This window comes from Cronobacter sakazakii, assembly GCF_000982825.1.
Classification (GTDB): domain Bacteria; phylum Pseudomonadota; class Gammaproteobacteria; order Enterobacterales; family Enterobacteriaceae; genus Cronobacter; species Cronobacter sakazakii.
On the sequence record NZ_CP011047.1, the window covers coordinates 3,723,151 to 3,745,230 of the forward strand.

The window sequence follows — 22,080 nt, forward strand, 5'->3', positions numbered from 1 at the left end:
ATTGAAGGCTTAAATAATTTGCCGTACCTGGTCGAGTGTGGTGGTCCCGTAGGTGCCGAGATCCAGCAGGCTCGCGCCGTTGCTTCGCGTAATGCCGTTCACCAGCGCGAAGTTAAGCGGCTGTGCGACCAGCTGGGTGCCTCCGTTGCTTGCGGCAATGGAGACGTTGTAGGAGCCATCCGGCGCCTTAGTGCCGTCGCTCATCGTGCCATCCCATGAGAAGGTATGAACGCCAGCGCTCAGCGCGCCGATTTCGATGGTACGAACGACTTTCCCGCTCTTATCAGTGACAGTGGCGGTAACTTTATCTGCGGCCTGTTGCAACTCGACGCCAAACGGTGTCGTGGTCTCTTTGCCGGTCAGAATGGTGCTGCCCGGGATCATCACGCCGTGACCGATAAGCGCGCTCGCCGCAAGCGACTGGCTGTTATCGATCTGGCCGGAGATAGATCCGAGCGTGGTGTTCAGTTTCTCGATGCCGCTCACGGTGCTGATCTGCGCAAGCTGCGTGGTCAGTTCGTTGTTCTGCATCGGGTTGGTGGGGTCCTGGTTTTTCAGCTGCGCCACCAAAAGCGTCAGGAAGCTGCTTTGCAGATCCGAGGCGTTGCTCCCGGTCAGACTGCTGCCTGCGGTTGCGCTGCTGGTACTGCTGGTGCTGTAACTTTCGTTAATGCTGGACGTAACCGACATTGTTTTCTCCTTTATTGACCGAGCGTGAGCGTTTTCAGCATCATGCTTTTCACGGTGTTCAGCACTTCAACGTTGGCCTGGTAGCTGCGGGAGGCGGACATGGAGTTCACCATCTCGCCGACCACGTCAACGTTCGGCATACGGACATACCCCTTGGCATCCGCCAGCGGGTTGCCTGGCTCGTAGACCAGTTTGTCCGGAGCCTGGCTTTCCACGACATCCGTCACCTTTACACCGCCGGTCGCAGCACCTGGTGCGGCGTCAACCTGGAAAACCACCTGCTTTGCGCGATAAGGCTGACCATCCGGCCCGGTCGCACTGTCGGCGTTGGCAAGGTTACTTGCCGCCACGTTCATGCGTTTGGATTGCGCGGTCATCGCGGAACCGGCAATGTCGAAAATATTTAAAAGCGCCATCGCTTTTTAACCCTTACTGTTGCTGCAGCACGGACATCATGCTTTTGATTTGGCCGCCAAGAACCTGCAGATCGGTCTGATACTTCAGGCTATTGTCAGCAAACTGGGTACGCTCACGGTCCATATCGACGGTGTTGCCATCCATAGACGGCTGATCCGGCACGCGGTACAGCAAATCAAGAGAAGCGCCGGTCGACGCCTGAGCCGGAATATGGCGCGATGAAGTCATGGCGAGCGTCATGGTGCTGCCTGACGCGCGGCCCTGATCCATCACTTTTTTCAGTTGGCTGGCGAAATCAATATCGCGCGCCTGATAACCGGGGGTATCGGCGTTGGCGATATTGGCCGCCAGAATCTCCTGACGCTGAGCGCGTAAATTGATAGCTTCCTGTTGGAAGCGCAGCGCGGCGTCCAGTTTATCGAGCATGATTCCTCCACTTAGTCTGGTGAGTGTGCACAGCTTACTGTTCCTCACGCGTGCGTTATCGTTGGAATAAACGCAAAATGCGTCGCTATTTGTTGCCTTGAACAAAAACAGAGCGGAGTAGAATCCTCCCTGTTCCGAAAGTGGAGAAGTGCAATGAAGAGCCTGAAATTCTGTCTCGCCGCGGGTTTACTGCTGTTAAGTCCCGGCATTTTCGCCGATGCGCTCAACGCGCAGCTGACGCCGTTTTTTCTGCAGCGTCTGGCAGGAATTAGCGATGCGGTAGTGGTGACGGTGAAAACGCCGGAGCCGCAGAGACTCACCTGTGACAATCCTGATTTCAGCCTGCCGGGCAACGCGCGTTTATGGGGAAACCTCAGCGTGCAGGTGCGTTGCGGCGAGCAGAAACGGTACATGCAGGTGAATGTTCAGGCCTTCGGAAACTACGTGGTGGCCAGTCAGCCTGTCGCGCGCGGCGGCATGCTGGATGAGTCTAACGTCCGCCTGGAACGCGGCCGTCTGGATCTCCTGCCGCCAAACGCTATGCTCAATCTTGACCAGGCGCGCGAAGCTGTTACTCTGCGTGACCTCGCGGCAAACCAGCCGGTGATGCTGTCGATGGTGCGTCAGTCCTGGCGCGTAAAAGCGGGTCAGCAAGTCCAGATCCTCGCCAACGGCGAAGGCTTTAGCATCAATGGCGAAGGCCGCGCCCTCAACAATGCGGCGGTGGCGCAAAACGCCCGGGTCAGAATGGCCTCAGGCCAGGTGGTCAGCGGCATCGTGGGTTCTGATGGGATTATTCTGATTAACCTGTAATCTTTATAAAGAATTCATCGTGGCTGCCGATATAGTTAATCAACTAACGATGAATATCGGCTCTACGCCGCGAGCCCCTCTATGAGGAAAAAATCAATGAGCATTGAACGCACGTCACCCCTGAAACCAGTGAGTACGGTGCAACCGCGCGAAAACAGTGAACCGCAGGCACCGAAAGCCCGTCCGACGGAAACCGCGGCGGCTGGCAGCGCCAGCGTCACCTTAAGCGGCGCCCAGGCAAAACTGATGAAGCCAGGCGCTGATGATATCAACGTTGAGCGTGTGGAAGCGCTGAAGGCCGCCATTCGTAATGGCGAGCTGAAAATGGACACCGGCAAAATCGCCGATGCGCTTATCCAGGAAGCTCAGAGTTTCTTGCAGGATAAATAACCTATGAGCCGTCTGTCAGAAGTGTTAGACCAAATGACAACTGTCCTGAATTCGCTGAAATCTGTGATGGATGCGGAGCAGCAGCAGTTATCCGCGGGCAGTCTCAACAGCAGTGCGCTTCAGCGCATCACTGAAGAGAAAAGCTCGCTGCTGGCCACGCTGGACTATCTTGAACAGCAGCGCCGCAGCGAACAGAAAACGCACCGTGACGCGCCGCCGGACATGGCGCAACGCTGGCAGACGATCACTCAGAAAACCCTGCACCTGCGCGATTTAAATATGCATAACGGCTGGTTGCTCGAAGGGCAAATGGCGCGTAACCAGCAGGCGCTGGCGGTGTTAAAGCCGATGCAAGAGCCAGCGCTTTACGGCGCGAACGGGCAGACTGCCGCGAATATGCATCGCGGCGGGAAGAAAATCGCCATCTGACCGCAAGGTTACGGGTAAAAAACGCCATTCCGGCAGGGAAATCCTGCCGGAAGGTTTTTTCACATCTCAATAAAAGCACGCTGAAAATCGCGTATAAAAAAACGCGCCGGGAAAATTCACCGGCGCGTTTTTGTAATAGCGTTTACCGCCGTTCGGTTTACACCGTACGACGCGCGAAATCCCGCACGCGGAAGCCAAGCACGGTGAGCGTCGCGAAATACGCGATAACGCCTGCGACTACCACGCCCGCAAGACGCAGCAGACGCAGCGGCATGCTGCCCTGCGCCCAGTCCGGCATGAAATGCATCACGCCGATAAGCGCCGCGGACATCACCAGCACCGCGATAATCAGCCGCGTCAAAAAGGCGCCCCACCCCGGCTGCGGCTGGAAAATTTTACGCTTACGCAGTTGCCAGTAGAGCAGGCTCGCGTTAAGACAGGCCGCAAGACCAATCGAGAGCGCCAGCCCCGCGTGTTTCAACGGCCCGATAAACACGAGGTTCATCACCTGCGTCATGATGAGCGTCACGATGGCGATTTTCACCGGCGTTTTGATGTCCTGGCGCGAATAGAACCCCGGCGCCAGCACTTTCACCACAATCAGCCCCATCAGTCCGACCGAGTACGCCACCAGCGCCTGTTGGGTCATCAGCGCGTCGTGACCGGAGAATTTGCCGTACTGGAACAGCGAAACGGTCAGCGGTTTGGCAAGAATGCCGAGCGCCACCGCGCTTGGCAGCGCCAGTAAAAAGCACAGGCGCAGGCCCCAGTCCATCAGGCGCGAATATTCGTCATGGTTGCCGCTCGCGAAACTTCTCGACAGCGAGGGCAGCAGGATAGTCCCGAGCGCCACGCCCAGTACGCCGGACGGAAACTCCATCAGGCGGTCAGCGTAATACATCCAGGAGACCGAGCCGGAGACCAGAAACGAGGCGAAAATCGTGTTGATAATGAGCGAGATCTGGCTCACCGACACGCCGAGAATGGCCGGCCCCATCTGTTTCATGACGCGCATCGCGCCCGCATCTTTAAAGTTAATGCGCGGCAGCACCAGCATGCCGATTTTCTTCAGGTGCGGCAGTTGATAAACGAGCTGCAACACGCCGCCGACCGTGACTGCCCACGCGAGCGCCAGCACCGGCGGGTTAAAATATGGCGCGGCGAAAAGCGCAAAGCCAATCATGCTGATATTAAGAAACGTGGGCGCGAACGCCGGCACCGAAAAGCGGTTCCAGGTGTTAAGAATCGCCCCCGCGAGCGAGGCCAGCGAAATCAGCAGAATATAAGGAAAGGTAATACGCAACAGCGACGAAGTGAGCGCGAATTTATCGGCCGTATCAGCAAAACCCGGCGCGGTCACCAGAATCACCCAGGGTGCGGCCAGCATGCCGGCTATCGTCACCACAAAGAGCGCCAGCGTCAGCAGGCCAGAGACATAGGCCACAAACACGCGCGTGGCGTCTTCGCCCTGCTTGCTTTTATATTCGGCGAGGATCGGCACAAACGCCTGCGAGAACGCGCCTTCGGCGAAGATACGACGCAGCAGGTTCGGCAGTTTGAACGCCACGAAGAAGGCGTCGGTCGCCATCCCGGCCCCGAATACCCGCGCCACAATGGCGTCGCGCGCAAACCCGAGCACGCGGGAAAACATCGTCATCGAGCTGACCGCAGCCAGCGACTTCAGTAAATTCATTGTTGTTCTTTCCCATAAACACCGACGCCTGCAGGGCAGGCGTCAGGGGCTTTTCAGCGAAGCGCTTAGTCTACTCGACTGAAAGGGAAATACTACTGGCAGATGCGCTCACCGTTACTCGCGCATCGCCTCGCGCCAGAGCCGCTCCACCACGCGCTGGGCAAGAAGCGCCTGCTCGCCTGCGGTTTCAGGAACCGTCTGATTCTGCACGCAGTCGATGAAGTGCCGCGCACAGCCCGCAAAACCGCGCTGCTCCAGCGTGCTCTGCCAGCCAGGCACCGGACGCTGCACCACGCCTGCGCCGCGCTCTTCGCGCCACTCGCGCATGTCGGTCACGTCAATCAGCGCGCCGTCGGTGACCGCCTGCACCCACTCGCGCTGGCTACCGGCGCGACGGTGCATACTGGTGGTGATGGACAGATCGCCGCGGCGGAAATGGTGTTCGGCGTACCACATCTCGCCCTGCGCGGTGATTTGCAACGCGCCGCTCGTAAGCGTCGCCTCGCCGCCGCCGAGCCACAGCGCGGTATCTACCAGATGCAGATAATCATCCAGCAGCGTGAAGCGCAGGTCATGCGGGCCAACGCTGTCGGCGCGGTGTTTATCCATGCGCAGCGACGCCCCCGCCCCCAGCGCGTTTTTCAGATCGCGATAGAGCGGCGCGAAACGGCGGTTGAAGCCGACCATCAGCGTAAGATGGCGCTGTTTCGCCTGCGTCACCAGACGCTCGGCGTCGGCGAGGTTTTCCGCCAGCGGTTTATCGACGCAGACATGGACGCCCGCGTTCAGCAATTCGCTGACCACCTGGTAATGACTGCTGGTGGCGCTGTGGACAAAAACCGCGTCGCACTGCGCGGCCAGCGCCTGTAGCGAATCGATATACGGCATCCGGTACGCCTCGCAGACCGGCAGCGCTTTCGCGCGCGTCGGGGAGAACGCCCCCACGAGCGTCCAGTCCGTCGCCTGTGACAGCACCGGCAACCAGGCTTTTTGCGCAATACCGCCAAGCCCGACAACCCCAACGCGTAATTTCGCCACGATTATTCTCCCAGGTGACCTAACAGTGATTCGAGGCGCTCGCGCAGTTCCGCCACCTCAAGCTCCAGCGCCTCAACGCGCGCGGTTAAGGCGTCGGTATCAACGCCTGCGGTTTCGTTACTGGCGGCAAGCGTTGTGGTATCCGGCTCGCCGCAAAAAAGATGCATATAGCGGCTTTCACGCTTGCCCAGCTCGCGCGGCAGACGCGTGACAAACGGCCCGTCCTCACGGGTGGCGAGCGTCTCAAGCGCGTTTTCGAGCGTCGCCGTGTCGCTGAACTCATGCATGCGCGCTGCGCGACTGCGCAACTCGCCCGGCGTCTGCGCGCCGCGCAGCAGCAGGGTCGTGACCAGCGCGACTTCGGCAGGCGAGAATTTCAGATCGCCAAATTCAGAATTACAAAAGCGCTGCTCATATTTGGTCACGCGATTGCCGAAACCGCTGACGGTGCGCAGATAATGGCGTTTCACCAGCTGATCCAGCGTCTCCTGCACCTGCGCTTCGCTCAGGTTCATCACCGGCTCGCGGTTGGTTTTCTGATTGCAGGCAGTCACCACGCCGTTGACCGAAAGCGGATATTGCTCAGGCGTGGTGACCTGTTTTTCCAGCATACAGCCGATGACGCGCGCTTCCAGCGCGCTGAACTGATGTTTCATGATTTTCTCCTCAGCGCCCCGGCGTCCATTCGCGCGAGGTGAGCGCGGTCAGCACGTGATCGCGCCAGACGCCGTCTATCAGTAAGTAATCTTTGGCATAGCCTTCTTTTTCAAACCCGAGGCGTGCCAGCAGATCGCCGCTGCGCTGGTTGTGCGGCATATAGTTAGCCATGATGCGGTGCATATGCTGGCTGCGCTGCATGTAGCGAATGGCGCTGGTGAGCGCTTCAAACATCAGCCCCTGCCCCTGCCACTTTTCGCCCAGCGAATAGCCAAGATAACAGGCGTGGAACGAGCCGCGCACCACATTGGAAAAGTTAGCGACGCCGCGGATTTCCGTTTCGTCCGGATCGAGCAGCGCAAAGTAAAAGGCGCTGCCCTGTTTGTGGAGTTCGTTGATCATGCCAAGCCGCGCCTGCCAGCCCGAGGGGTAGCAGTGGCTTTCATCACGGACAGGCTCCCAGGGTTTCAGAAACTGGCGGTTCTCGGCGTAGTAATCCGCCAGCCGCCATGCGTCGCGATCGTGCACCAGGCGCACCACCAGGCGATCGGTTGTTAATCTTACTTTCGGCACGTTACTTCGGTAGCCAAACATCGATACCCTGCTCCTTTCTCGGCATTATTCCTCACTCCAGCCCCGGACAGCGCGCCGTCGCGGGCATTACGTTTTACTATAACCGCGCCGAACAAAACAGTGAAAACAGCAACATGCCATTCTTTGACGCGCCACGCGGCCTGACGATGAATTTCATCAATCAATCATAGCGATCGATAAAAAAATATTGTCGCGCAAAACATCACCACCGCACGCGCCAGGCCGTAAGATAGTGCGATCTCTTCGCTTTTTTTCCCGGGAGGGGAAATGTCCAGCGTGTCGCAGGCAAGGAGCCTGGGTAAATATTTCCTGTTAATTGATAACATGCTCGTGGTTCTGGGCTTTTTCGTGGTCTTTCCGCTTATTTCCATCCGCTTTGTCGACAGCCTCGGCTGGGCCGCGCTTATGGTGGGTATCGCGCTCGGCCTGCGCCAGCTCGTTCAGCAAGGGCTTGGGATTTTCGGCGGTGCCATCGCTGACCGTCTGGGCGCGCGGCCAATGATCGTCACCGGTATGCTGCTGCGCGCGGCAGGCTTTGCGACGATGGCGGTGGCTCACGAACCGTGGGTGCTGTGGCTCTCCTGCGTGCTCTCCGGGCTTGGCGGAACGCTCTTCGACCCGCCGCGCTCGGCGCTGGTGGTGAAGCTGGTGCGTCCTCAGGAGCGCGGCCGCTTTTTCTCCCTGCTGATGATGCAGGACAGCGCCGGTGCCGTGACGGGCGCGCTTATCGGCAGCTGGTTGCTGCAATACGATTTCCGGCTGGTGTGCGGCGTCGGCGCGCTGCTGTTTGTGCTTTGCGCGGGTTTTAACGCCTGGCTGCTGCCGGACTGGAAGCTCTCCACGGTGCGCACGCCGCTGCGCGAAGGCATGGGCCGCGTCCTGCGCGACAGGCGCTTCGTCACCTACGTACTGACGCTGACCGGCTATTACATGCTGGCGGTGCAGGTGATGCTGATGCTGCCGGTGATGGTCAACGATATCGCGGGAGAACCGGCGGCGGTGAAATGGATGTACGCCATTGAAGCCGTGCTATCGCTGACGCTACTCTATCCGCTGGCGCGCTGGAGCGAAAAACGTTTTCGCCTTGAACAGCGCCTGATGGCCGGGCTGCTGGTGATGACGTTCAGCCTGGTGCCGATTGGCCTTGCAAGCAACCTGCAACAACTCTTTACCTTAATTTACCTCTTTTATATCGGCTCGATTATCGCCGAACCGGCGCGTGAAACCCTGAGCGCTTCGCTCGCGGACGCCCGCGCCCGCGGCAGCTATATGGGCTTTAGCCGTCTTGGCCTCGCTTTCGGCGGCGCGCTTGGCTACGCGGGCGGCGGCTGGCTGTTTGACGCAGGCCGCGCGCTTCATACGCCAGAGCTGCCGTGGGCGATGCTGGGTGTGATAGGCGTCGGGACATTCCTGATGCTCTGGTGGCAGTTCAGCCAGAAACGGCTCGCGCCGGGGCTTCTGGAGCAGGAAAGTTAAGACCGGGGAGCGTTTGCTCCCCTGCGTTTTCTCTTCCATACTTAAAAATCAGTCACCTGAGCAGGAGGAGAAACGTGAAGTTATATATTTACGATCACTGTCCGTTCTGTCTGAAAGCGCGCATGATTTTCGGGCTGAAAAACCTTCCGGTGGAGCTTATCGTGATGTCTAACGATGACGAAGCCACGCCCACCCGCATGATTGGCCAGAAGATGGCCCCGATTCTGCAAAAAGACGACAGCCGCTACCTGCCGGAAAGCATGGATATCGTTCACTACGTCGATAATCTCGACGGCAAACCGCTGCTCACCGGCAAGCGCAACCCGGCGATTGAAGAGTGGCTGCGCCGCGTTAACGGCTACGTTAACCGCCTGCTGCTCCCGCGCTTCGCCAAAGCGCCGTTCGATGAGTTCGCCACCCCCGAGGCGCGCCGTTACTTTACCGAGAAAAAAGAGGCGGCGATTGGGTCCTTTGAAGAGCACATGTCTCACTCCGCCGGGCTGATTAAAAACATCAGCGACGACCTGCGTGCGCTTGATAAACACATCGTTCAGCCGAACGCCGTGAACGGCGAGCTTTCTGAAGATGATATTCATCTCTTCCCGCTGCTGCGCAACCTGACGCTGGTTGCGGGCGTCAACTACCCTACCCGCGTCGCCGACTACCGCGACAACATGGCCAAGCAGACGCAAATTAATCTGCTGTCAAAAATGGCTATCTGACGACAGCGCCGGTGGCCTCCACCGGCGTTTTAAGCCGAATCCGCTTTTGCCGCTTCCACTGGCGGGGCATCCTGCTTTGTGTCAGGATCGCCCGACAGCACCAGAACGAGGGAAGCTTATGAAAAAAATGTTAGTCGCCGCAGCGCTTATCGTCAGCGGCTTGCTGGTGGGATGTAACCAGCTCACGCAATACACCGTCACCGAACAGGACATCAATCAGGCGCTGCAAAAGCGTAATAACTACGCCAAAGATATCGGCGTACCCGGTCTTGCCGACGCGCATATTGTCTTAACGAATCTGAACAGCGCCATTGGCCGCGAAGAGCCGAATAAAATTACGCTCAACGGCGATGCGAGCCTCGATATGACGTCGCTGTTCGGCAACCAGAAGGCGCTGGTGAAGCTCAAACTGAAAGCGCTGCCGACGTTCGATAAGGAGAAAGGCGCTATTTATCTGCGCGAAATGGAAGTGGTCGACAGCAGCATCACGCCGGACAAAATGGCGCCGGTGCTGGAAACGTTAATGCCGTATCTGAATAAATCCCTGCGCAGTTACTTTGAACAGCGTCCGGCCTATGTGCTGAGCGAAGACCGTACCAAAGGCGAAGCGCTGGCGAAAAAATTCGCCAAAGGGCTTGAAGTAAAACCAGGCGAAATCGTCATCCCGCTGACCGATTAACGCCACGCCGGGGGCGCAATGCCCCCGTTTTTTCAGGAAAAGGATGCAAAGGAAAACGTTTACGCTTATCCTTAGTGCCCGGCATAAAACCAGCCATTACTGACTGTTTCCTCAAGCCGGAGCCTTCCATGACTGCACAACCCCAGGTTTTAACTATCCGCCGCCCTGACGACTGGCATGTTCATCTGCGTGATGGCGACATGCTGAAAACCGTGGTGCCCTATACCAGCGAAACTTACGGGCGCGCTATCGTCATGCCAAACCTGGCGCCGCCGGTCACGACCGTGGAAGCCGCTATCGCTTACCGCCAGCGCATTCTTGATGCGTTGCCGGAACATCACTCGTTTGAACCGCTGATGACCTGCTATCTCACCGACACGCTGGATGCAGACGAGCTGGAGCGCGGTTTCCAGCAGGGTGTGTTTACCGCTGCCAAACTCTACCCGGCTAACGCCACGACTAACTCCAGCCATGGCGTCACCAGTGTCGATAACATTATGACGGTGCTTGAGCGCATGGAAAAACTCGGCATGCCGCTGCTGGTGCATGGCGAAGTGACGCACAGCGAGGTTGATATTTTCGATCGCGAAGCGCGTTTTATCGAGACGGTGATGGAGCCGCTCAGAAAGCGCCTGCCGGGCCTGAAAGTGGTGTTTGAACACATCACCACCAAAGACGCCGCCGACTACGTGCGCGAAGGGAACTCACTGCTCGGCGCGACCATCACGCCGCAGCACCTGATGTTTAACCGCAACCACATGCTTGCGGGCGGCATTCGCCCGCATCTCTATTGCCTGCCGATCCTCAAGCGTAATGTGCATCAGCAGGCGCTGCGCGAGCTGGTCGCAAGCGGCTGTGAGCGCGTGTTTCTCGGTACCGACTCCGCGCCTCACGCGCGCCATCGCAAAGAGACGAACTGCGGCTGCGCAGGGTGTTTTAACGCCCCTTCCGCGCTCGGCGCATACGCCTCCGTATTTGAAGAGATGAACGCACTGGCGCATTTTGAAGCGTTCGCCTCGCTGAACGGCCCGCGCTTTTACGGCCTGCCGGTGAATGAAGGCACCGTAACGCTGGTGCGCGAGGAGAGCGTTATGCCGGAAACTATCGCTATCGCCGACGACACGCTGGTGCCGTTCCTGGCGGGTGAAGCGGTACGCTGGACCGTAAAACGCTAAGCACGCGCTAAAAAAATCACGGCCCCCTGTTGCATGCCGCCCGGCAAAACTGTATATATATACAGTATGATTAACAGGGGGTTGTTATGCGTATTGAAGTGACTATCGCCAAAACCACGCCGCTGCCGCCGGGTGCTATCGATGCGCTGGCCTGCGAGCTATCCCGCCGTATTGAAAGCCATTTTCCGGAAATGCCGAATCATGTGAGCGTGCGCTATGCCGCCGCTAATCAACTGTCGGTTCTGGGTGGCGCCAAAGAAGATAAAGATCGCATCAGCGAAATTCTCCAGGAAACCTGGGAGAGCGCTGACGACTGGTTTACCACGGATTAACCCTCATTACTGTCTTCTCTATGGTGTCAGTTTTTCCGGGCTTCGCCGCCCGGCTTTTTTATTTGTAGCGCCTTTTTCTGCGATAGTCCGAATTTTTTCTTTTCAGCTGAAATCTCATTGATCCGTCCTCTTAACAAAAATTTGCGAATAATCTGCCGTTTTATTGTTCAGTTAATTCAAGATCTCGAAAAAAATGTGTGTCAGGGTATTTATTTCTGCCCCATTTTCCTTTATTGGTTGATATACTTTATTTGCTTCAGAGATAAGAAAACACGCATTGAACCTCATGAGTCGTTGTCTATAAACACGTATAAAGGGGGTTATGATGGAAAAAAATGAAGTAATACAGACGCATCCCCTTGTTGGATGGGACATCAGCACCGTCGACAGCTATGACGCACTGATGCTGCGGTTGCACTATCAATCCTCTCCGCAGGTGGATCGCGAAGCAACCGAAGTGGGCCAGACATTATGGCTAACGACCGATGTAGCAAGACAATTTATTTCCATCTTAGAAGCCGGCATTGCAAAAATTGAATCCGGTGAGTACCAGGAAAGCGATTATCGCAAGCACTGATACCGTGCTTTTCTTATAACGCAAAGGCATCCTCCGGGGTGCCTTTATTTTTTCGCGCTTGAGAATTGTCCTGCTCTTAATTACTCTGCTAATCAACGGTTTTCACGGAGTAATTTCATGGAATACGATCTGATTATCATCGGTAGCGGATCAACAGGCGCAGCGGCCGGTTATTACGCGACCCGCGCCGGGCTCAACGTATTAATGACAGACAGCGCCCATCCGCCCCATCAGGAAGGCAGCCACCACGGCGACACGCGCCTTATCCGCCACGCCTATGGCGAAGGCGAGCGTTATGTGCCGCTGGTGCTGCGCGCGCAGGCGCTGTGGGATGAGCTCGGCGAGCTTGGCGGCGAGCGTATTTTCGAGCGGACCGGCGTGATCAATCTCGGCCCCACTGATTCCGCATTTCTGGCGAACGTCGCCGGCAGCGCCGCGCGCTGGCAACTGCCGCTGGAGAAACTGACCGGTGAAGAGGTGATGACGCGCTGGCCGGAAATCCGTCTGCCGGAAAACTATCTCGGCCTGTTTGAACCCAACTCCGGCGTGCTGCGCAGCGAAAAAGCTATCGCCACCTATATCCGTCTCGCTGAAGAAGCGGGCTGCGCACAGCTCTTTAACTGCCCGGTGAGCGGTTTTGAGGCCACGGAAGATGGCGTTACCGTCACGACCGCCGATGGCGTCTATCGCGCCCGCAAGGCGCTTATCAGCGCCGGTACGTGGGTATCGCGCCTGGTGCCGGGGCTTCCCGTGACGCCAGTGCGTAAAATCTTCGCCTGGTATCAGGCTGACGGACGCTACAGCGCCAATAACCGCTTTCCGGCCTTTACCGGCGAAATGCCAAACGGCGACCAGTTTTACGGGTTCCCGGCGGAAAATAACGAGCTGAAAATCGGCAAGCATAATGGCGGACAGGTCATTTCGAAGCCGGAAGAACGTGTACCATTTGGTGCGGTGGCGACCGACGGTTCAGAAGCGTTCCCGTTCCTGCGCCATTTCCTGCCGGGCATCGGCGGCTGTCTGTATGGCGCGTCGTGCACCTATGACAACACGCCGGATGAAGATTTTATCATCGACACCCTGCCGGATACCCCAAATGTACTACTGGTCACGGGGTTGAGCGGCCACGGCTTTAAGTTCGCCTCGGTGCTTGGGGAAATCGCCGCGCAGTTCGCAGCCGATAAACCTTATGATTTCGATCTGACGCCGTTTTCGCTCTCACGTTTTGCCACTTCTGCATGAGCAGGCAGCGGGCCGGGACGATTTCCCGGCCTGCGCCCTGACATTTCAATGTCAAAATTATTGATTTCCCGCTGACAAAACCTGATAAACCGCTAAACTATTTTGCTGCTAAACAATCCTGCCGCCTGCGGTGCTTGCTTTATAACCTAACCGGAACCCCTTATTCGCCTGCGCTATAGCGGTTTCAGCAATGAATAAGCGTTTTATAAGGGATATATTTTTACATTCAAATTATTTGAATAATTTGTTTTGTTTTTTTGGTTTGCATTTCATTCCCCCAGACGCCACTGTTTGAGTCATTCTTACTGACGGATGCATAACCATGCAGTGGCGTAACTCACCTACTCGATACGGACATTTCTCGGTACTGCTTCACTGGCTGATGGCGCTGACGGTTTACGGCATGTTTGCGCTCGGGCTGTGGATGGTATCGCTCGGTTATTACGATGTCTGGTATCACCAGGCACCGGAAATTCACAAGAGTATCGGCATCATCCTGTTTATTTTCCTGCTGGTACGCGTGGTCTGGCGCTTTATCTCTCCGCCGCCGCCTCCGCTGGCCAGTTACTCGCGACTCACGCATTACAGCGCTGTTGCAGTGCATGTGATGCTCTACCTGATCCTGTTTACGATCCTCATCAGCGGCTATCTGATTTCCACCGCCGAAGGCAAACCGATTTCCGTCTTCGGGCTGTTTGAAGTCCCTGCCCTGGTGAGCGGCGCAGGCGAGCAGGCCGATCTGGCTGGCGATATTCACCTGTGACTCGCCTGGAGCGTTGTGCTGCTCTCCGTTGCGCATGCCGCCGCCGCGCTGAAACACCATTTTGTCGACAAAGACGTCACCCTGAAGCGGATGCTCGGGAAAGCGTCACATTAACCATGGAGCGAAATATGAAGAAAAGCCTGCTGGGGGTCACTCTGGGTGCCCTGCTGTTTACCACCGGCTCAGCCGTTGCTGCCGACTATAAAATTGATAAAGAAGGCCAGCACGCCTTCGTTAACTTCCGTATCCAGCATCTGGGTTATAGCTGGCTTTACGGTACGTTCCGCGATTTCGACGGTTCGTTCACTTTCGATGAGAAAAACCCGGCGGCGGATAAAGTCAGCGTGACCATTAACACTAACAGCGTCGACACCAATCACGCCGAGCGCGATAAACACCTGCGCAGCGCGGAATTCCTGAACGTGGCGAAATTCCCGAAAGCAACCTTCACCTCCACCAGCGTGAAGAAAGATGGCGATGAGCTGGATATCACCGGCGATCTGACCCTGAACGGCGTGACCAAACCGGTCACTCTTGAAGCCAAACTGCTGGGCCAGGGTAAAGATCCGTGGGGCGGCGAGCGCGCGGGCTTTGAAGCGGAAGGCAAAATCAAACTCAAAGACTTCAACATCACGACCGATCTCGGCCCGGCGTCTCAGGACGTGGATCTGATTATCTCGGTAGAAGGCGTGAAGCAGAAGTAATTCGCTTCTGGCGAAAAAAAACCGGTCAACTGACCGGTTTTTTTATGCCTGCGGGTTATTCCGGGTCCGGAATACCAAGCGTGGTGTTAAGACGCCCGCGGGATTTATTAAAGATTTTATTGCCGTTCTCACGCCCTGCGCGGCGACGGCGCTGCTCCTCTTCCGGCAGCGACATCTCTTCTTTACAGAGCTCGCTACAACAGCCAGAAAACTTCTCGGCACAAGCCGGGCACTGGATGAACAGCAGGTGGCACCCGTCGTTTTTACAGTTGGTGTGGCTGTCGCACAGCGCGCCGCACTGATGGCAGTGCGCGATCACGTCGTCAGAGATACGCTCACCCATACGTTCGTCGAACACAAAGTTTTTACCGACGAAACGTACCGGAAGCCCCTGTTCGCGCGCTTTGCGGGCGTATTCGATGATGCCACCTTCGATATGCCAGACTTTCTGGAAACCGTTATGACGCATGAACGCGCTCGCCTTCTCACAGCGGATGCCGCCGGTGCAGTACATGACAATTTTCTTGTCTTTGTACTCCTGCATCATCTCGACGGCTTTCGGCAGCTGTTCACGGAACGTATCCGCCGGGATCTCCAGCGCATTCTCGAAATGGCCCACTTCATATTCATAGTGGTTACGCATATCGATAAACACGGCGTCCGGATCGTCAAGCATGGCGTTCACTTCCGCCGCCTTGAGATATTCGCCCACGTCGCTCGCGTCAAAGGTCGGATCGTCAATGCCGTCCGCCACGATGCGGTCACGCACTTTCATGCGCAGCACCCAGAAGGATTTCCCGTCGTCATCCAGGGCGATGTTCAGGCGCACGCCATTGAGCGCCGGATGAAAGCCATACAGCGCGGCGCGAAACGCCTCGACGTTGCTTTCAGGAACGCTTATCTGCGCGTTGATGCCTTCATGGGCAAGATAGATACGGCCAAAGACATTCAGCGCGGTGAATGCCTGCCAGAGCGCGTCGCGCGTGGCCTTCGGATCGTCGATGGTGAAATACTTATAGAATGAGATGGTGGTGCGCGGCTCGGTTTCGGCGAGCATGCGCGCCCTCAGTTCCTCATTCGATATGCGGTTGTGTAACACTGGCATGGTGTACGTTCCTGCTATCGGTGGGGGAATAAATAACGGCCGGCATCATATAGCAATTACCGTTAATTTACATCCTTACATTTTACGCTACATTTTCCACACCTTACCTGTGAGTGATCTTCAGTCAGGCATCGCGGCGCGAAAGGCAGAGAATTTTGGTCGTTCGCAAAAAAATGTCACAATACGGGCCGTGAAAGGGCTTCGCCTGCAATTAATGGAATTTTCATGACGCATTTACCGCAATTTTCTCGCGCACTGCTGCACCCCCGTTACTGGCTGACCTGGCTTGGCATTGGCCTGCTGTATCTTGTCGTGCTGCTGCCCTACCCGGTTATCTGGCGGCTCGGCCGCGGGCTGGGACGTATTGCGAAGCGGCTAATGAAGCGCCGCGCGCGCATCGCCCACCGCAACCTTGAGCTCTGCTTTCCTGATATGAGTGACGCCGAGCGCGAGGCGCTGGTGGTGAAGAATTTCGAGTCGGTCGGTATGGGGCTGATGGAAACCGGCATGGCCTGGTTCTGGCCCAACTGGCGCGTCGAGCGCTGGACAGAGGTGTCCGGCGTGGAACCCGTGAAAGCGCTGCTGGCGCAAAAACAGGGCATTTTGCTTATCGGCGTGCATTTTCTGACGCTGGAGCTTGGCGCACGCATCTTCGGGATGCATACGCCGGGCATCGGGGTCTATCGCCCGAACGACAACCCCCTGCTCGACTGGCTGCAAACCTGGGGCCGTCTGCGATCCAATAAAACGATGCTCGACCGTAAGGATCTCAAAGGGATGATCAAGGCGCTGAAAGGCGGCGAGATCATCTGGTATGCGCCGGACCATGACTACGGCCCGCGTAACAGCGTGTTTGTGCCGTTTTTCGCAGTCGATCAGGCCGCCACGACGTCCGGCACCTGGATGCTGGCGAAGATGTCGAAAGCCTGCATTGTGCCGTTCGTGCCGCGCCGTAAAGCGGACGGCAGCGGCTACGAGCTGATTGCGCTGGAGCCGGAGTGCGCACCGCCGCTTGGCAGCGCCGAAGAGACCGCCGCCTGGATGAATAGCATCGTTGAGAAGTGCATTCTGATGGCGCCGGATCAATATATGTGGCTGCATCGCCGCTTTAAAACGCGCCCTGAAGGCGTGCCGTCCCGCTACTAATGCTTTTCGCCCGCCACGCCTTAGGCGCGTGCGGGCCTTGCCCCTTCCAAATTTTTTCCATTCATACTTGCAAACCACAATATTCGACTATTCTTTCCTGAAACAACCATGTCCGTTCAGGGAGAAAGCTATGACTATGTACGCCACGCTTGAAGAAGCCATTGACGCAGCACGCGAAGAGTTCCTCGCCGCGAATCCGGGAGTTGAGGAAGAGGACGCGGTTGTCGAGCTGTTCAATATGCAAAAATATGTGCTGCAGGACGGGGAAATCATGTGGCAGGCAGAATTCTTCGCCGATGAAACCGACGAAGGCGACTGCCTGACCGTGTTAACCGGCGATGCCGCGCAGAGCGTGTTTGACGGCGATTTCGATGAGATTGAGCTGCGCCAGGAGTGGCAGGAAGAAAATACCCTGCATGAATGGGATGAGGGCGAATTTCAGCTGGAGCCGCCGCTGGACACCGAAGAGGGACGCACCGCGGCGGATGAATGGGACACCACCCGCTAAACGTTACTCATACGGGCCGTGATGCATATCAACCGGCAACAGCAGCGTATCGAAGATAAGTGAAAACGGCAGGTCGAGCATCAGGATAAAACGCCACGGCCTGTCCCGCACATCCCACTGCACGCCGGGGTAATACTGGTTGCCATGCCCCTGCCCCGGCACGGCGCGACTGATGATGCTGCCACAACCGCAGAGCATCCAGACGGCAAGCAGAACGGCGATAATTCTCAAAGGCGACCTCGCGTTTTAACGTTATGTATGCAGTATAACAGCCCGTCCCGCGGGCAAAAAAAATGCCGGCCTTAATGGCCGGCATTTTCATTTCACTACGCTTAACGCTTACGGCGTGCTTAATGCCTGCGGGTTAAGCTTCAGTGTCTCGTAATGATTCACCCATGACGAATAGCGCTCCGGGTGCGCCCAGACGCGGTAGTGCATACGCGCCATCGTAACCGGATCGCTCAACAGCACCAGACGGCGGTCGCGGTTCAGTTTCTCCGGCGTATCGTTCAGCGCCTGCTCGACATGACGATCGCGGGCGATTTCCAGCACGTGGCTTGCGCGGTGACGCGCGGTCGCCATGGCGGTTGCCAGCGCGTTAAACGACGGATGGAACACCGCGTGCATAAAGCCATCGTCCAGTGAACGGCTGCGGTTGAGCACCAGATAACGGTCGGTATCCACCAGCACCTGCGGCGGCGAATACTCTTCCGGGATCAGGAACAGTTTCCAGCGTTTGGTGCGCAGGCCGACGGTCGCGCGGCTCGAAATCACCGACACAAACGGCGACAGGATAAGCGAGAACACGATAGGCGCCAGCCAGAACAGGAAGCGCAGATCAAGCCACGCCATGCCGACCGCCCACACCAGCCCCAGCAGCAGCTGAGAACCGTGACGCATGAACGCTTCGCTCCACGGGGTGGAGTCGTCGTCGCGCTGCGGCGAATTCCATACCACTTCCCAGCCAAGGAACGCGCTCACCACAAACACGGTGTGGAACAGCATACGCACCGGCGCCAGCAGTACCGAGAACAGCACTTCCAGCAGCAGAGAGAGCGTCACGCGCAGGAAGCCGCCGTACTCTTTCGGGCCTTTACACCAGATGAGAATGACGCTCAAAAGCTTCGGCAGGAACAGCAGCACCATCGTTGAAGCAAACAGCGCTATCGCGAGCTCAGGACGCCACTGCGGCCACACCGGGAACAGCTGACGCGGCTGGAGGAAGTATTGCGGCTCGGTGAGCGCATGTACCACCTGCAACGCGGTCGAGAGCGCCAGGAACAGGAACCAGAGCGGCGCTGAAAGATAAGACATCACGCCAGTCAGGAACACCGCGCGGTGAACCGGGTGCATCCCTTTAACGAGGAACAGGCGGAAGTTCATCAGGTTGCCGTGACACCAGCGACGGTCACGCTTAAGCTCATCCAGCAGGTTCGGCGGCAGCTCTTCATAAGAGCCCGGCAGATCGTAGGCAATCCACACGCCCCAGCCTGCACGACGCATCAGCGCCGCTTCCACGAAGTCGTGGGAGAGGATAGAGCCTGCGAAAGAGCCCTCGCCCGGGAGCGGTGCCAGCGCACAGTGCTCGATAAACGGCTTCACGCGGATAATGGCGTTATGGCCCCAGTAGTGCGATTCGCCCAGCTGCCAGAAGTGCAGGCCGGCGGTAAAGAGCGGCCCGTAAACGCGTGTCGCGAATTGCTGGCAGCGCGCATAGAGCGTGTCCATTCCGGAGGCTTTCGGCGACGACTGGATGATCCCGGCGTTCGGGTTCGCTTCCATCAGACGCACCAGCCCGGTCAGACAGTCGCCCGTCATCACGGAGTCGGCGTCCAGCACCACCATGTAGCTGTACTGGTTGCCCCAGCGGCGGCAGAAATCGTCGATGTTGCCGCTTTTACGCTTCACACGACGGCGACGGCGGCGATAGAAAATCTGCCCTTCGCCCTGCACTTCGGCAATCAGCTCCATCCAGGCTTTCTGCTCGGCAACGCAGATATCCGGATTGTAACTGTCGCTCAGGATATAAACGTCGAAGTGCGCCTGCTGGCCGGTGGCTTTCACCGACTCCCAGGTCGCGCGCAGGCCCGCGAAGACGCGATCCACGTCTTCGTTACAGATAGGCATGATAAGCGCAGTGCGATGCTCAGGGTTTATCGGCTCGTCGCCCACCGTCGAGGCGGAGATGCTGTACTTATCTTTACCGATAAGCAGCTGCAAAAAGCCCATCAGCGCCGTCCAGAATCCGGCGCTCACCCAGCAGAACAGGATAGCGAACAGGATAAGGATGCCGCTTTGCAGCACATACGGCAGCAGTTGCATCAGCGACACCAGCCAGTCCTGGCCCATCATGTCCGCCGGATTGATCAGCGCCCAGCCCTGATACGGCAGAATGGTTTTCATATACCAGGTCGCGACGACGGTCTGTGAGAGCGTCAGCAGCAGCAGAATGTAACGGCGGATGGTGCCGACCGTACGCCATTTCTGCTCCGCGGCGCGCTCTTCTTTCGTCAGCCCCGCCATGTAGCGCGGCAGCACTTCACGACCGCGCAGACGGTCCCAGAAGCGCCCAATCGGGTTGGTGCGCCACGGGTCCGGGAACATGGAGGAACGTGTTGCCTTTGGCATGGCCTGGATCTGGGTGCGGCCTTCATCGTCTTTGATCAGTTGATCGCCCTTGAGCGAGTCTGACCAGCGCTGTTCAAGACGCGTTTTCACCGAGCCCAGCGGGGAATCATCCTCGCGGGCCCAGACGCGTCCTTCAGCGTCCAGCGCCTGATGAAGGGCCTGCATGTCCGATGTCGGCAGCGCCGCTTTCTCAGCGTCAGAAAGCGGCAGCAGGTCGATATACTCAGTAGACTTATTCATTGGCAGGTAGCTGATAGCTCCAGGTTTCACTCAGCGGCTGATCGCCATTGACAAGGGCAGCGCGCATTTCAGTGGTTTTCTTGGCGTCTTTGATTTTCACGCGCAGCATCATACGCCAGCCTTTGGTGACCGGGTTGTAGCGCACGCTGTTTTCTACGATTTCGCCGTTATCGCCAATGCTCGCCTGAGCGGTCACCGGCGTGTTGTCCGGCAGCTTTTGCATTTCAGTGCCGGTGAAATCCACCACAAACGCGATGGTGCCATCCGGCTGACGAATGAGGTTGGACTGTTTCACATCGCCCGTGGAGCGACGCGTCTGCAGCACCCACGCGTTTTCCGGCGCGTGCAGTTTGTCTTCATCGCGGCTAAAGGTGATGGTGTATTTGAAATTCATCTCCTTGCCCGGATCCGGCAGCTGATCCGGCGTCCAGTAAGCGACGATGTTATCGTTGGTTTCGTCGTTGGTTGGAATTTCCACCAGCTCGATTTTGCCTTTCCCCCACTGCCCTTGCGGGGTGACCCACGCGCTCGGACGCAGATCGTAGCGGTCGTCAATATCTTCAAAACGGGAGAACTGACGGCCACGCTGCAACAGGCCAAAGCCCTGCGGGTTTTCAGTGGTAAACGTGCTGACCGCGAGATGTTTCGGGTTATTCAGCGGACGCCAGATCCACTCGCCGTTACCGGCGTGTAGGGAGAGACCGTTGGAGTCATGCAGTTCCGGGCGGTAGTTAGTCGCCGGCGACGGCTGGTTCGGCCCGAAGAGGAACATGCTGGTCAGCGGTGCAACGCCCAGTTTGCCCACTTTATCGCGAAGGTAGACTTTCGACTGTACATCCACAACCGTATCGCGACCGGGGGTTATGATGAAGCGATAGGAACCTGTGGCACGCGGAGAATCCAGCAGCGCGTAAATCGTCAGGCGTTTGTCGGTCGGTTTAGGACGCTCAATCCAGAACTCGCGAAAGCGCGGGAACTCTTCACCGGACGGCAGCGCGGTGTCGATAGCCAGACCGCGCGCGGAAAGCCCGTACACCTGGCCCTGGCCGATGACGCGGAAGTAGCTCGCGCCGAGCATGCTGACGATTTCGTCGTTTTTATCTTTGCTGTTGATCGGGTAGAGCACTTTGAAACCGGCAAAGCCCAGATCTTTAACCGTGTCTTTGTCGTGCTGCACATTACCGAAATTGAAATAATCCGGGCTGTACTTAATTTTGCGAACCGTATTGGCCGTCACCTCGTTAAGGGCAACCGGCGTGTCGAAGTACATACCCTGATGGTAGAATTCAAGCTTGAACGGGGTTTTGATTTTGCTCCAGTAGGCTTTGTCGTGATTGAACTGGATCTGTTGGTAGTCCGCGTATTTCATATCGCGGAAAACGGAGGGCAGGTTGCTTTTCGGCGCTTCATAGCTTTTTCCCGCTAAGGATTTCGCCTGTTTTGCGACGTCGTCGATAGTGAAGGCCCAACCTGAAGTGGTATAAAGTGACAACATCACTGCTGCACCCAGCCAACCCATTTTCATCATCTGTGTTTTATGTTTCATATAACTAAGCACTTCCCCCTTTGTGTGCTTAAATCAATCCGATCCATTTTAATGGAAACTTGCGGTTTCCGACAACACAATCCCCGCTTT

At 57.2% G+C, this 22,080-nt stretch carries 24 protein-coding genes and 1 pseudogene; 14 read left to right on the forward strand and 11 right to left on the reverse strand.

The genetic code is table 11. From position 1 onward, the window contains the following. Positions 1-9: 9 nt before the first annotated feature. From flgD to flgB, 3 genes are read right to left on the reverse strand one after another with little or no spacing between them, the layout of a single operon-like run. The gene (gene flgD, locus CSK29544_RS17770) at positions 10-690 is read right to left on the reverse strand and encodes a flagellar hook assembly protein FlgD (RefSeq protein ID WP_004385213.1); all 681 of its coding nucleotides are present in this window, start codon (positions 688-690) and stop codon (positions 10-12) included. An 11-nt stretch (positions 691-701) separates the two neighbouring features. After that, a complete protein-coding gene (gene flgC / locus CSK29544_RS17775) occupies positions 702-1,106 on the reverse strand; it encodes a flagellar basal body rod protein FlgC (RefSeq protein WP_004385214.1) in 405 nt (134 codons plus the stop codon). 13 nt (positions 1,107-1,119) lie between these two features. Next, the gene (gene flgB / locus CSK29544_RS17780; protein WP_004385215.1) at positions 1,120-1,533 is read right to left on the reverse strand and encodes a flagellar basal body rod protein FlgB; all 414 of its coding nucleotides are present in this window, start codon (positions 1,531-1,533) and stop codon (positions 1,120-1,122) included. 153 nt (positions 1,534-1,686) lie between these two features. On the opposite strand from flgB, the gene flgA reads away from it, so the two are divergent. From flgA to flgN, 3 genes are all read left to right on the forward strand, one after another. Then, complete coding sequence (gene flgA, locus CSK29544_RS17785; RefSeq protein ID WP_007782875.1) at positions 1,687-2,346, forward strand: flagellar basal body P-ring formation chaperone FlgA; 660 nt, start codon at positions 1,687-1,689, stop codon at positions 2,344-2,346. A gap of 96 nt (positions 2,347-2,442) precedes the next feature. After that, the gene (gene flgM / locus CSK29544_RS17790; RefSeq protein ID WP_004385218.1) at positions 2,443-2,736 is read left to right on the forward strand and encodes a flagellar biosynthesis anti-sigma factor FlgM; all 294 of its coding nucleotides are present in this window, start codon (positions 2,443-2,445) and stop codon (positions 2,734-2,736) included. Between the two features lie 3 nt (positions 2,737-2,739). Beyond that, positions 2,740-3,165 (forward strand): flagella biosynthesis chaperone FlgN, encoded by a 426-nt coding sequence (flgN, locus tag CSK29544_RS17795; RefSeq protein WP_004385219.1) that lies wholly within the window; start codon positions 2,740-2,742, stop codon positions 3,163-3,165. A gap of 157 nt (positions 3,166-3,322) precedes the next feature. Here the strand turns inward: flgN and murJ are convergent, their stop codons facing one another. The 4 genes from murJ to rimJ all read right to left on the reverse strand — a co-directional run bounded on the left by murJ (position 3,323) and on the right by rimJ (position 7,147). Then, positions 3,323-4,858, reverse strand: a complete 1,536-nt coding sequence (gene murJ, locus CSK29544_RS17800) for a murein biosynthesis integral membrane protein MurJ (RefSeq protein WP_007888948.1) — start codon at positions 4,856-4,858, stop codon at positions 3,323-3,325. Between the two features lie 114 nt (positions 4,859-4,972). After that, on the reverse strand, positions 4,973-5,896 hold the full coding sequence (locus CSK29544_RS17805; RefSeq protein WP_007888950.1) for a Gfo/Idh/MocA family protein: 924 nt from the start codon (positions 5,894-5,896) through the stop codon (positions 4,973-4,975). A gap of 2 nt (positions 5,897-5,898) precedes the next feature. Next, entirely contained in the window at positions 5,899-6,552 is a 654-nt protein-coding gene (locus CSK29544_RS17810; RefSeq protein ID WP_007888951.1) for a YceH family protein, read from the reverse strand. A gap of 10 nt (positions 6,553-6,562) precedes the next feature. Continuing rightward, positions 6,563-7,147 carry a ribosomal protein S5-alanine N-acetyltransferase gene (gene rimJ / locus CSK29544_RS17815; RefSeq protein ID WP_007888952.1) on the reverse strand — a complete coding sequence of 195 codons (585 nt, stop codon included), beginning with the start codon at positions 7,145-7,147 and terminating at the stop codon, positions 6,563-6,565. A 267-nt stretch (positions 7,148-7,414) separates the two neighbouring features. On the opposite strand from rimJ, the gene mdtH reads away from it, so the two are divergent. From mdtH to CSK29544_RS17860, 9 genes and pseudogenes are all read left to right on the forward strand, one after another. Continuing rightward, a complete protein-coding gene (gene mdtH / locus CSK29544_RS17820; RefSeq protein ID WP_007888954.1) occupies positions 7,415-8,623 on the forward strand; it encodes a multidrug efflux MFS transporter MdtH in 1,209 nt (402 codons plus the stop codon). A gap of 74 nt (positions 8,624-8,697) precedes the next feature. Further along, entirely contained in the window at positions 8,698-9,345 is a 648-nt protein-coding gene (gene grxB, locus CSK29544_RS17825) for a glutaredoxin 2 (RefSeq protein ID WP_007888955.1), read from the forward strand. Between the two features lie 118 nt (positions 9,346-9,463). After that, positions 9,464-10,024 (forward strand): lipoprotein, encoded by a 561-nt coding sequence (locus CSK29544_RS17830; protein ID WP_004385231.1) that lies wholly within the window; start codon positions 9,464-9,466, stop codon positions 10,022-10,024. Positions 10,025-10,152: 128 nt separating this feature from the next. Beyond that, a complete protein-coding gene (gene pyrC / locus CSK29544_RS17835; RefSeq protein ID WP_007888958.1) occupies positions 10,153-11,199 on the forward strand; it encodes a dihydroorotase in 1,047 nt (348 codons plus the stop codon). A gap of 86 nt (positions 11,200-11,285) precedes the next feature. Beyond that, positions 11,286-11,531, forward strand: a complete 246-nt coding sequence (gene dinI, locus CSK29544_RS17840; RefSeq protein WP_004385233.1) for a DNA damage-inducible protein I — start codon at positions 11,286-11,288, stop codon at positions 11,529-11,531. A 322-nt stretch (positions 11,532-11,853) separates the two neighbouring features. Next, positions 11,854-12,108, forward strand: coding sequence for a biofilm formation regulator BssS (gene bssS, locus CSK29544_RS17845; protein WP_007707814.1), 255 nt, complete (start codon positions 11,854-11,856; stop codon positions 12,106-12,108). Positions 12,109-12,225: 117 nt separating this feature from the next. Continuing rightward, on the forward strand, positions 12,226-13,350 hold the full coding sequence (solA, locus tag CSK29544_RS17850) for an N-methyl-L-tryptophan oxidase (protein WP_007888964.1): 1,125 nt from the start codon (positions 12,226-12,228) through the stop codon (positions 13,348-13,350). 322 nt (positions 13,351-13,672) lie between these two features. Continuing rightward, positions 13,673-14,227, forward strand: a pseudogene (locus CSK29544_RS17855) (cytochrome b). A gap of 14 nt (positions 14,228-14,241) precedes the next feature. Beyond that, on the forward strand, positions 14,242-14,817 hold the full coding sequence (locus CSK29544_RS17860; RefSeq protein ID WP_007866757.1) for a YceI family protein: 576 nt from the start codon (positions 14,242-14,244) through the stop codon (positions 14,815-14,817). A gap of 55 nt (positions 14,818-14,872) precedes the next feature. Here CSK29544_RS17860 and trhO read toward each other — a convergent pair whose 3' ends face one another. Continuing rightward, positions 14,873-15,922 (reverse strand): oxygen-dependent tRNA uridine(34) hydroxylase TrhO, encoded by a 1,050-nt coding sequence (trhO, locus tag CSK29544_RS17865; protein ID WP_029039369.1) that lies wholly within the window; start codon positions 15,920-15,922, stop codon positions 14,873-14,875. A gap of 225 nt (positions 15,923-16,147) precedes the next feature. Between trhO and CSK29544_RS17870 the strand changes: the two genes are divergently transcribed. Together CSK29544_RS17870 and CSK29544_RS17875 are read left to right on the forward strand one after the other, a co-directional pair. Further along, entirely contained in the window at positions 16,148-17,068 is a 921-nt protein-coding gene (locus CSK29544_RS17870; protein WP_007849245.1) for a Kdo(2)-lipid IV(A) acyltransferase, read from the forward strand. A gap of 130 nt (positions 17,069-17,198) precedes the next feature. Continuing rightward, entirely contained in the window at positions 17,199-17,576 is a 378-nt protein-coding gene (locus CSK29544_RS17875) for a MysB family protein (RefSeq protein WP_004385241.1), read from the forward strand. 3 nt (positions 17,577-17,579) lie between these two features. Here the strand turns inward: CSK29544_RS17875 and CSK29544_RS17880 are convergent, their stop codons facing one another. The 3 genes from CSK29544_RS17880 to mdoG all read right to left on the reverse strand — a co-directional run bounded on the left by CSK29544_RS17880 (position 17,580) and on the right by mdoG (position 21,972). Then, positions 17,580-17,807, reverse strand: a complete 228-nt coding sequence (locus tag CSK29544_RS17880) for a YceK/YidQ family lipoprotein (RefSeq protein ID WP_004385242.1) — start codon at positions 17,805-17,807, stop codon at positions 17,580-17,582. A 108-nt stretch (positions 17,808-17,915) separates the two neighbouring features. After that, the gene (gene mdoH / locus CSK29544_RS17885; protein WP_004385243.1) at positions 17,916-20,444 is read right to left on the reverse strand and encodes a glucans biosynthesis glucosyltransferase MdoH; all 2,529 of its coding nucleotides are present in this window, start codon (positions 20,442-20,444) and stop codon (positions 17,916-17,918) included. After that, positions 20,437-21,972 (reverse strand): glucans biosynthesis protein MdoG, encoded by a 1,536-nt coding sequence (mdoG, locus tag CSK29544_RS17890; RefSeq protein ID WP_085958988.1) that lies wholly within the window; start codon positions 21,970-21,972, stop codon positions 20,437-20,439. Before mdoG ends, mdoH begins: the two co-directional genes overlap by 8 nt. Between the last annotated feature and the right edge of the window lie 108 nt (positions 21,973-22,080).

Excerpts from the sequence above, each read along its gene's own strand:
- flgD (WP_004385213.1), bottom strand. The coding sequence starts at position 690 with ATGTCGGTTACGTCCAGCATTAACGAAAGTTACAGCACCAGCAGTACC.
- flgC (WP_004385214.1), bottom strand. The coding sequence starts at position 1,106 with ATGGCGCTTTTAAATATTTTCGACATTGCCGGTTCCGCGATGACCGCG.
- flgB (WP_004385215.1), bottom strand. The coding sequence starts at position 1,533 with ATGCTCGATAAACTGGACGCCGCGCTGCGCTTCCAACAGGAAGCTATC.
- flgA (WP_007782875.1), top strand. The coding sequence starts at position 1,687 with ATGAAGAGCCTGAAATTCTGTCTCGCCGCGGGTTTACTGCTGTTAAGT.
- flgM (WP_004385218.1), top strand. The coding sequence starts at position 2,443 with ATGAGCATTGAACGCACGTCACCCCTGAAACCAGTGAGTACGGTGCAA.
- flgN (WP_004385219.1), top strand. The coding sequence starts at position 2,740 with ATGAGCCGTCTGTCAGAAGTGTTAGACCAAATGACAACTGTCCTGAAT.
- murJ (WP_007888948.1), bottom strand. The coding sequence starts at position 4,858 with ATGAATTTACTGAAGTCGCTGGCTGCGGTCAGCTCGATGACGATGTTT.
- CSK29544_RS17810 (WP_007888951.1), bottom strand. The coding sequence starts at position 6,552 with ATGAAACATCAGTTCAGCGCGCTGGAAGCGCGCGTCATCGGCTGTATG.
- rimJ (WP_007888952.1), bottom strand. The coding sequence starts at position 7,147 with ATGTTTGGCTACCGAAGTAACGTGCCGAAAGTAAGATTAACAACCGAT.
- mdtH (WP_007888954.1), top strand. The coding sequence starts at position 7,415 with ATGTCCAGCGTGTCGCAGGCAAGGAGCCTGGGTAAATATTTCCTGTTA.
- CSK29544_RS17830 (WP_004385231.1), top strand. The coding sequence starts at position 9,464 with ATGAAAAAAATGTTAGTCGCCGCAGCGCTTATCGTCAGCGGCTTGCTG.
- pyrC (WP_007888958.1), top strand. The coding sequence starts at position 10,153 with ATGACTGCACAACCCCAGGTTTTAACTATCCGCCGCCCTGACGACTGG.
- dinI (WP_004385233.1), top strand. The coding sequence starts at position 11,286 with ATGCGTATTGAAGTGACTATCGCCAAAACCACGCCGCTGCCGCCGGGT.
- bssS (WP_007707814.1), top strand. The coding sequence starts at position 11,854 with ATGATGGAAAAAAATGAAGTAATACAGACGCATCCCCTTGTTGGATGG.
- solA (WP_007888964.1), top strand. The coding sequence starts at position 12,226 with ATGGAATACGATCTGATTATCATCGGTAGCGGATCAACAGGCGCAGCG.
- CSK29544_RS17860 (WP_007866757.1), top strand. The coding sequence starts at position 14,242 with ATGAAGAAAAGCCTGCTGGGGGTCACTCTGGGTGCCCTGCTGTTTACC.
- trhO (WP_029039369.1), bottom strand. The coding sequence starts at position 15,922 with ATGCCAGTGTTACACAACCGCATATCGAATGAGGAACTGAGGGCGCGC.
- CSK29544_RS17870 (WP_007849245.1), top strand. The coding sequence starts at position 16,148 with ATGACGCATTTACCGCAATTTTCTCGCGCACTGCTGCACCCCCGTTAC.
- CSK29544_RS17875 (WP_004385241.1), top strand. The coding sequence starts at position 17,199 with ATGACTATGTACGCCACGCTTGAAGAAGCCATTGACGCAGCACGCGAA.
- mdoH (WP_004385243.1), bottom strand. The coding sequence starts at position 20,444 with ATGAATAAGTCTACTGAGTATATCGACCTGCTGCCGCTTTCTGACGCT.
- mdoG (WP_085958988.1), bottom strand. The coding sequence starts at position 21,972 with ATGATGAAAATGGGTTGGCTGGGTGCAGCAGTGATGTTGTCACTTTAT.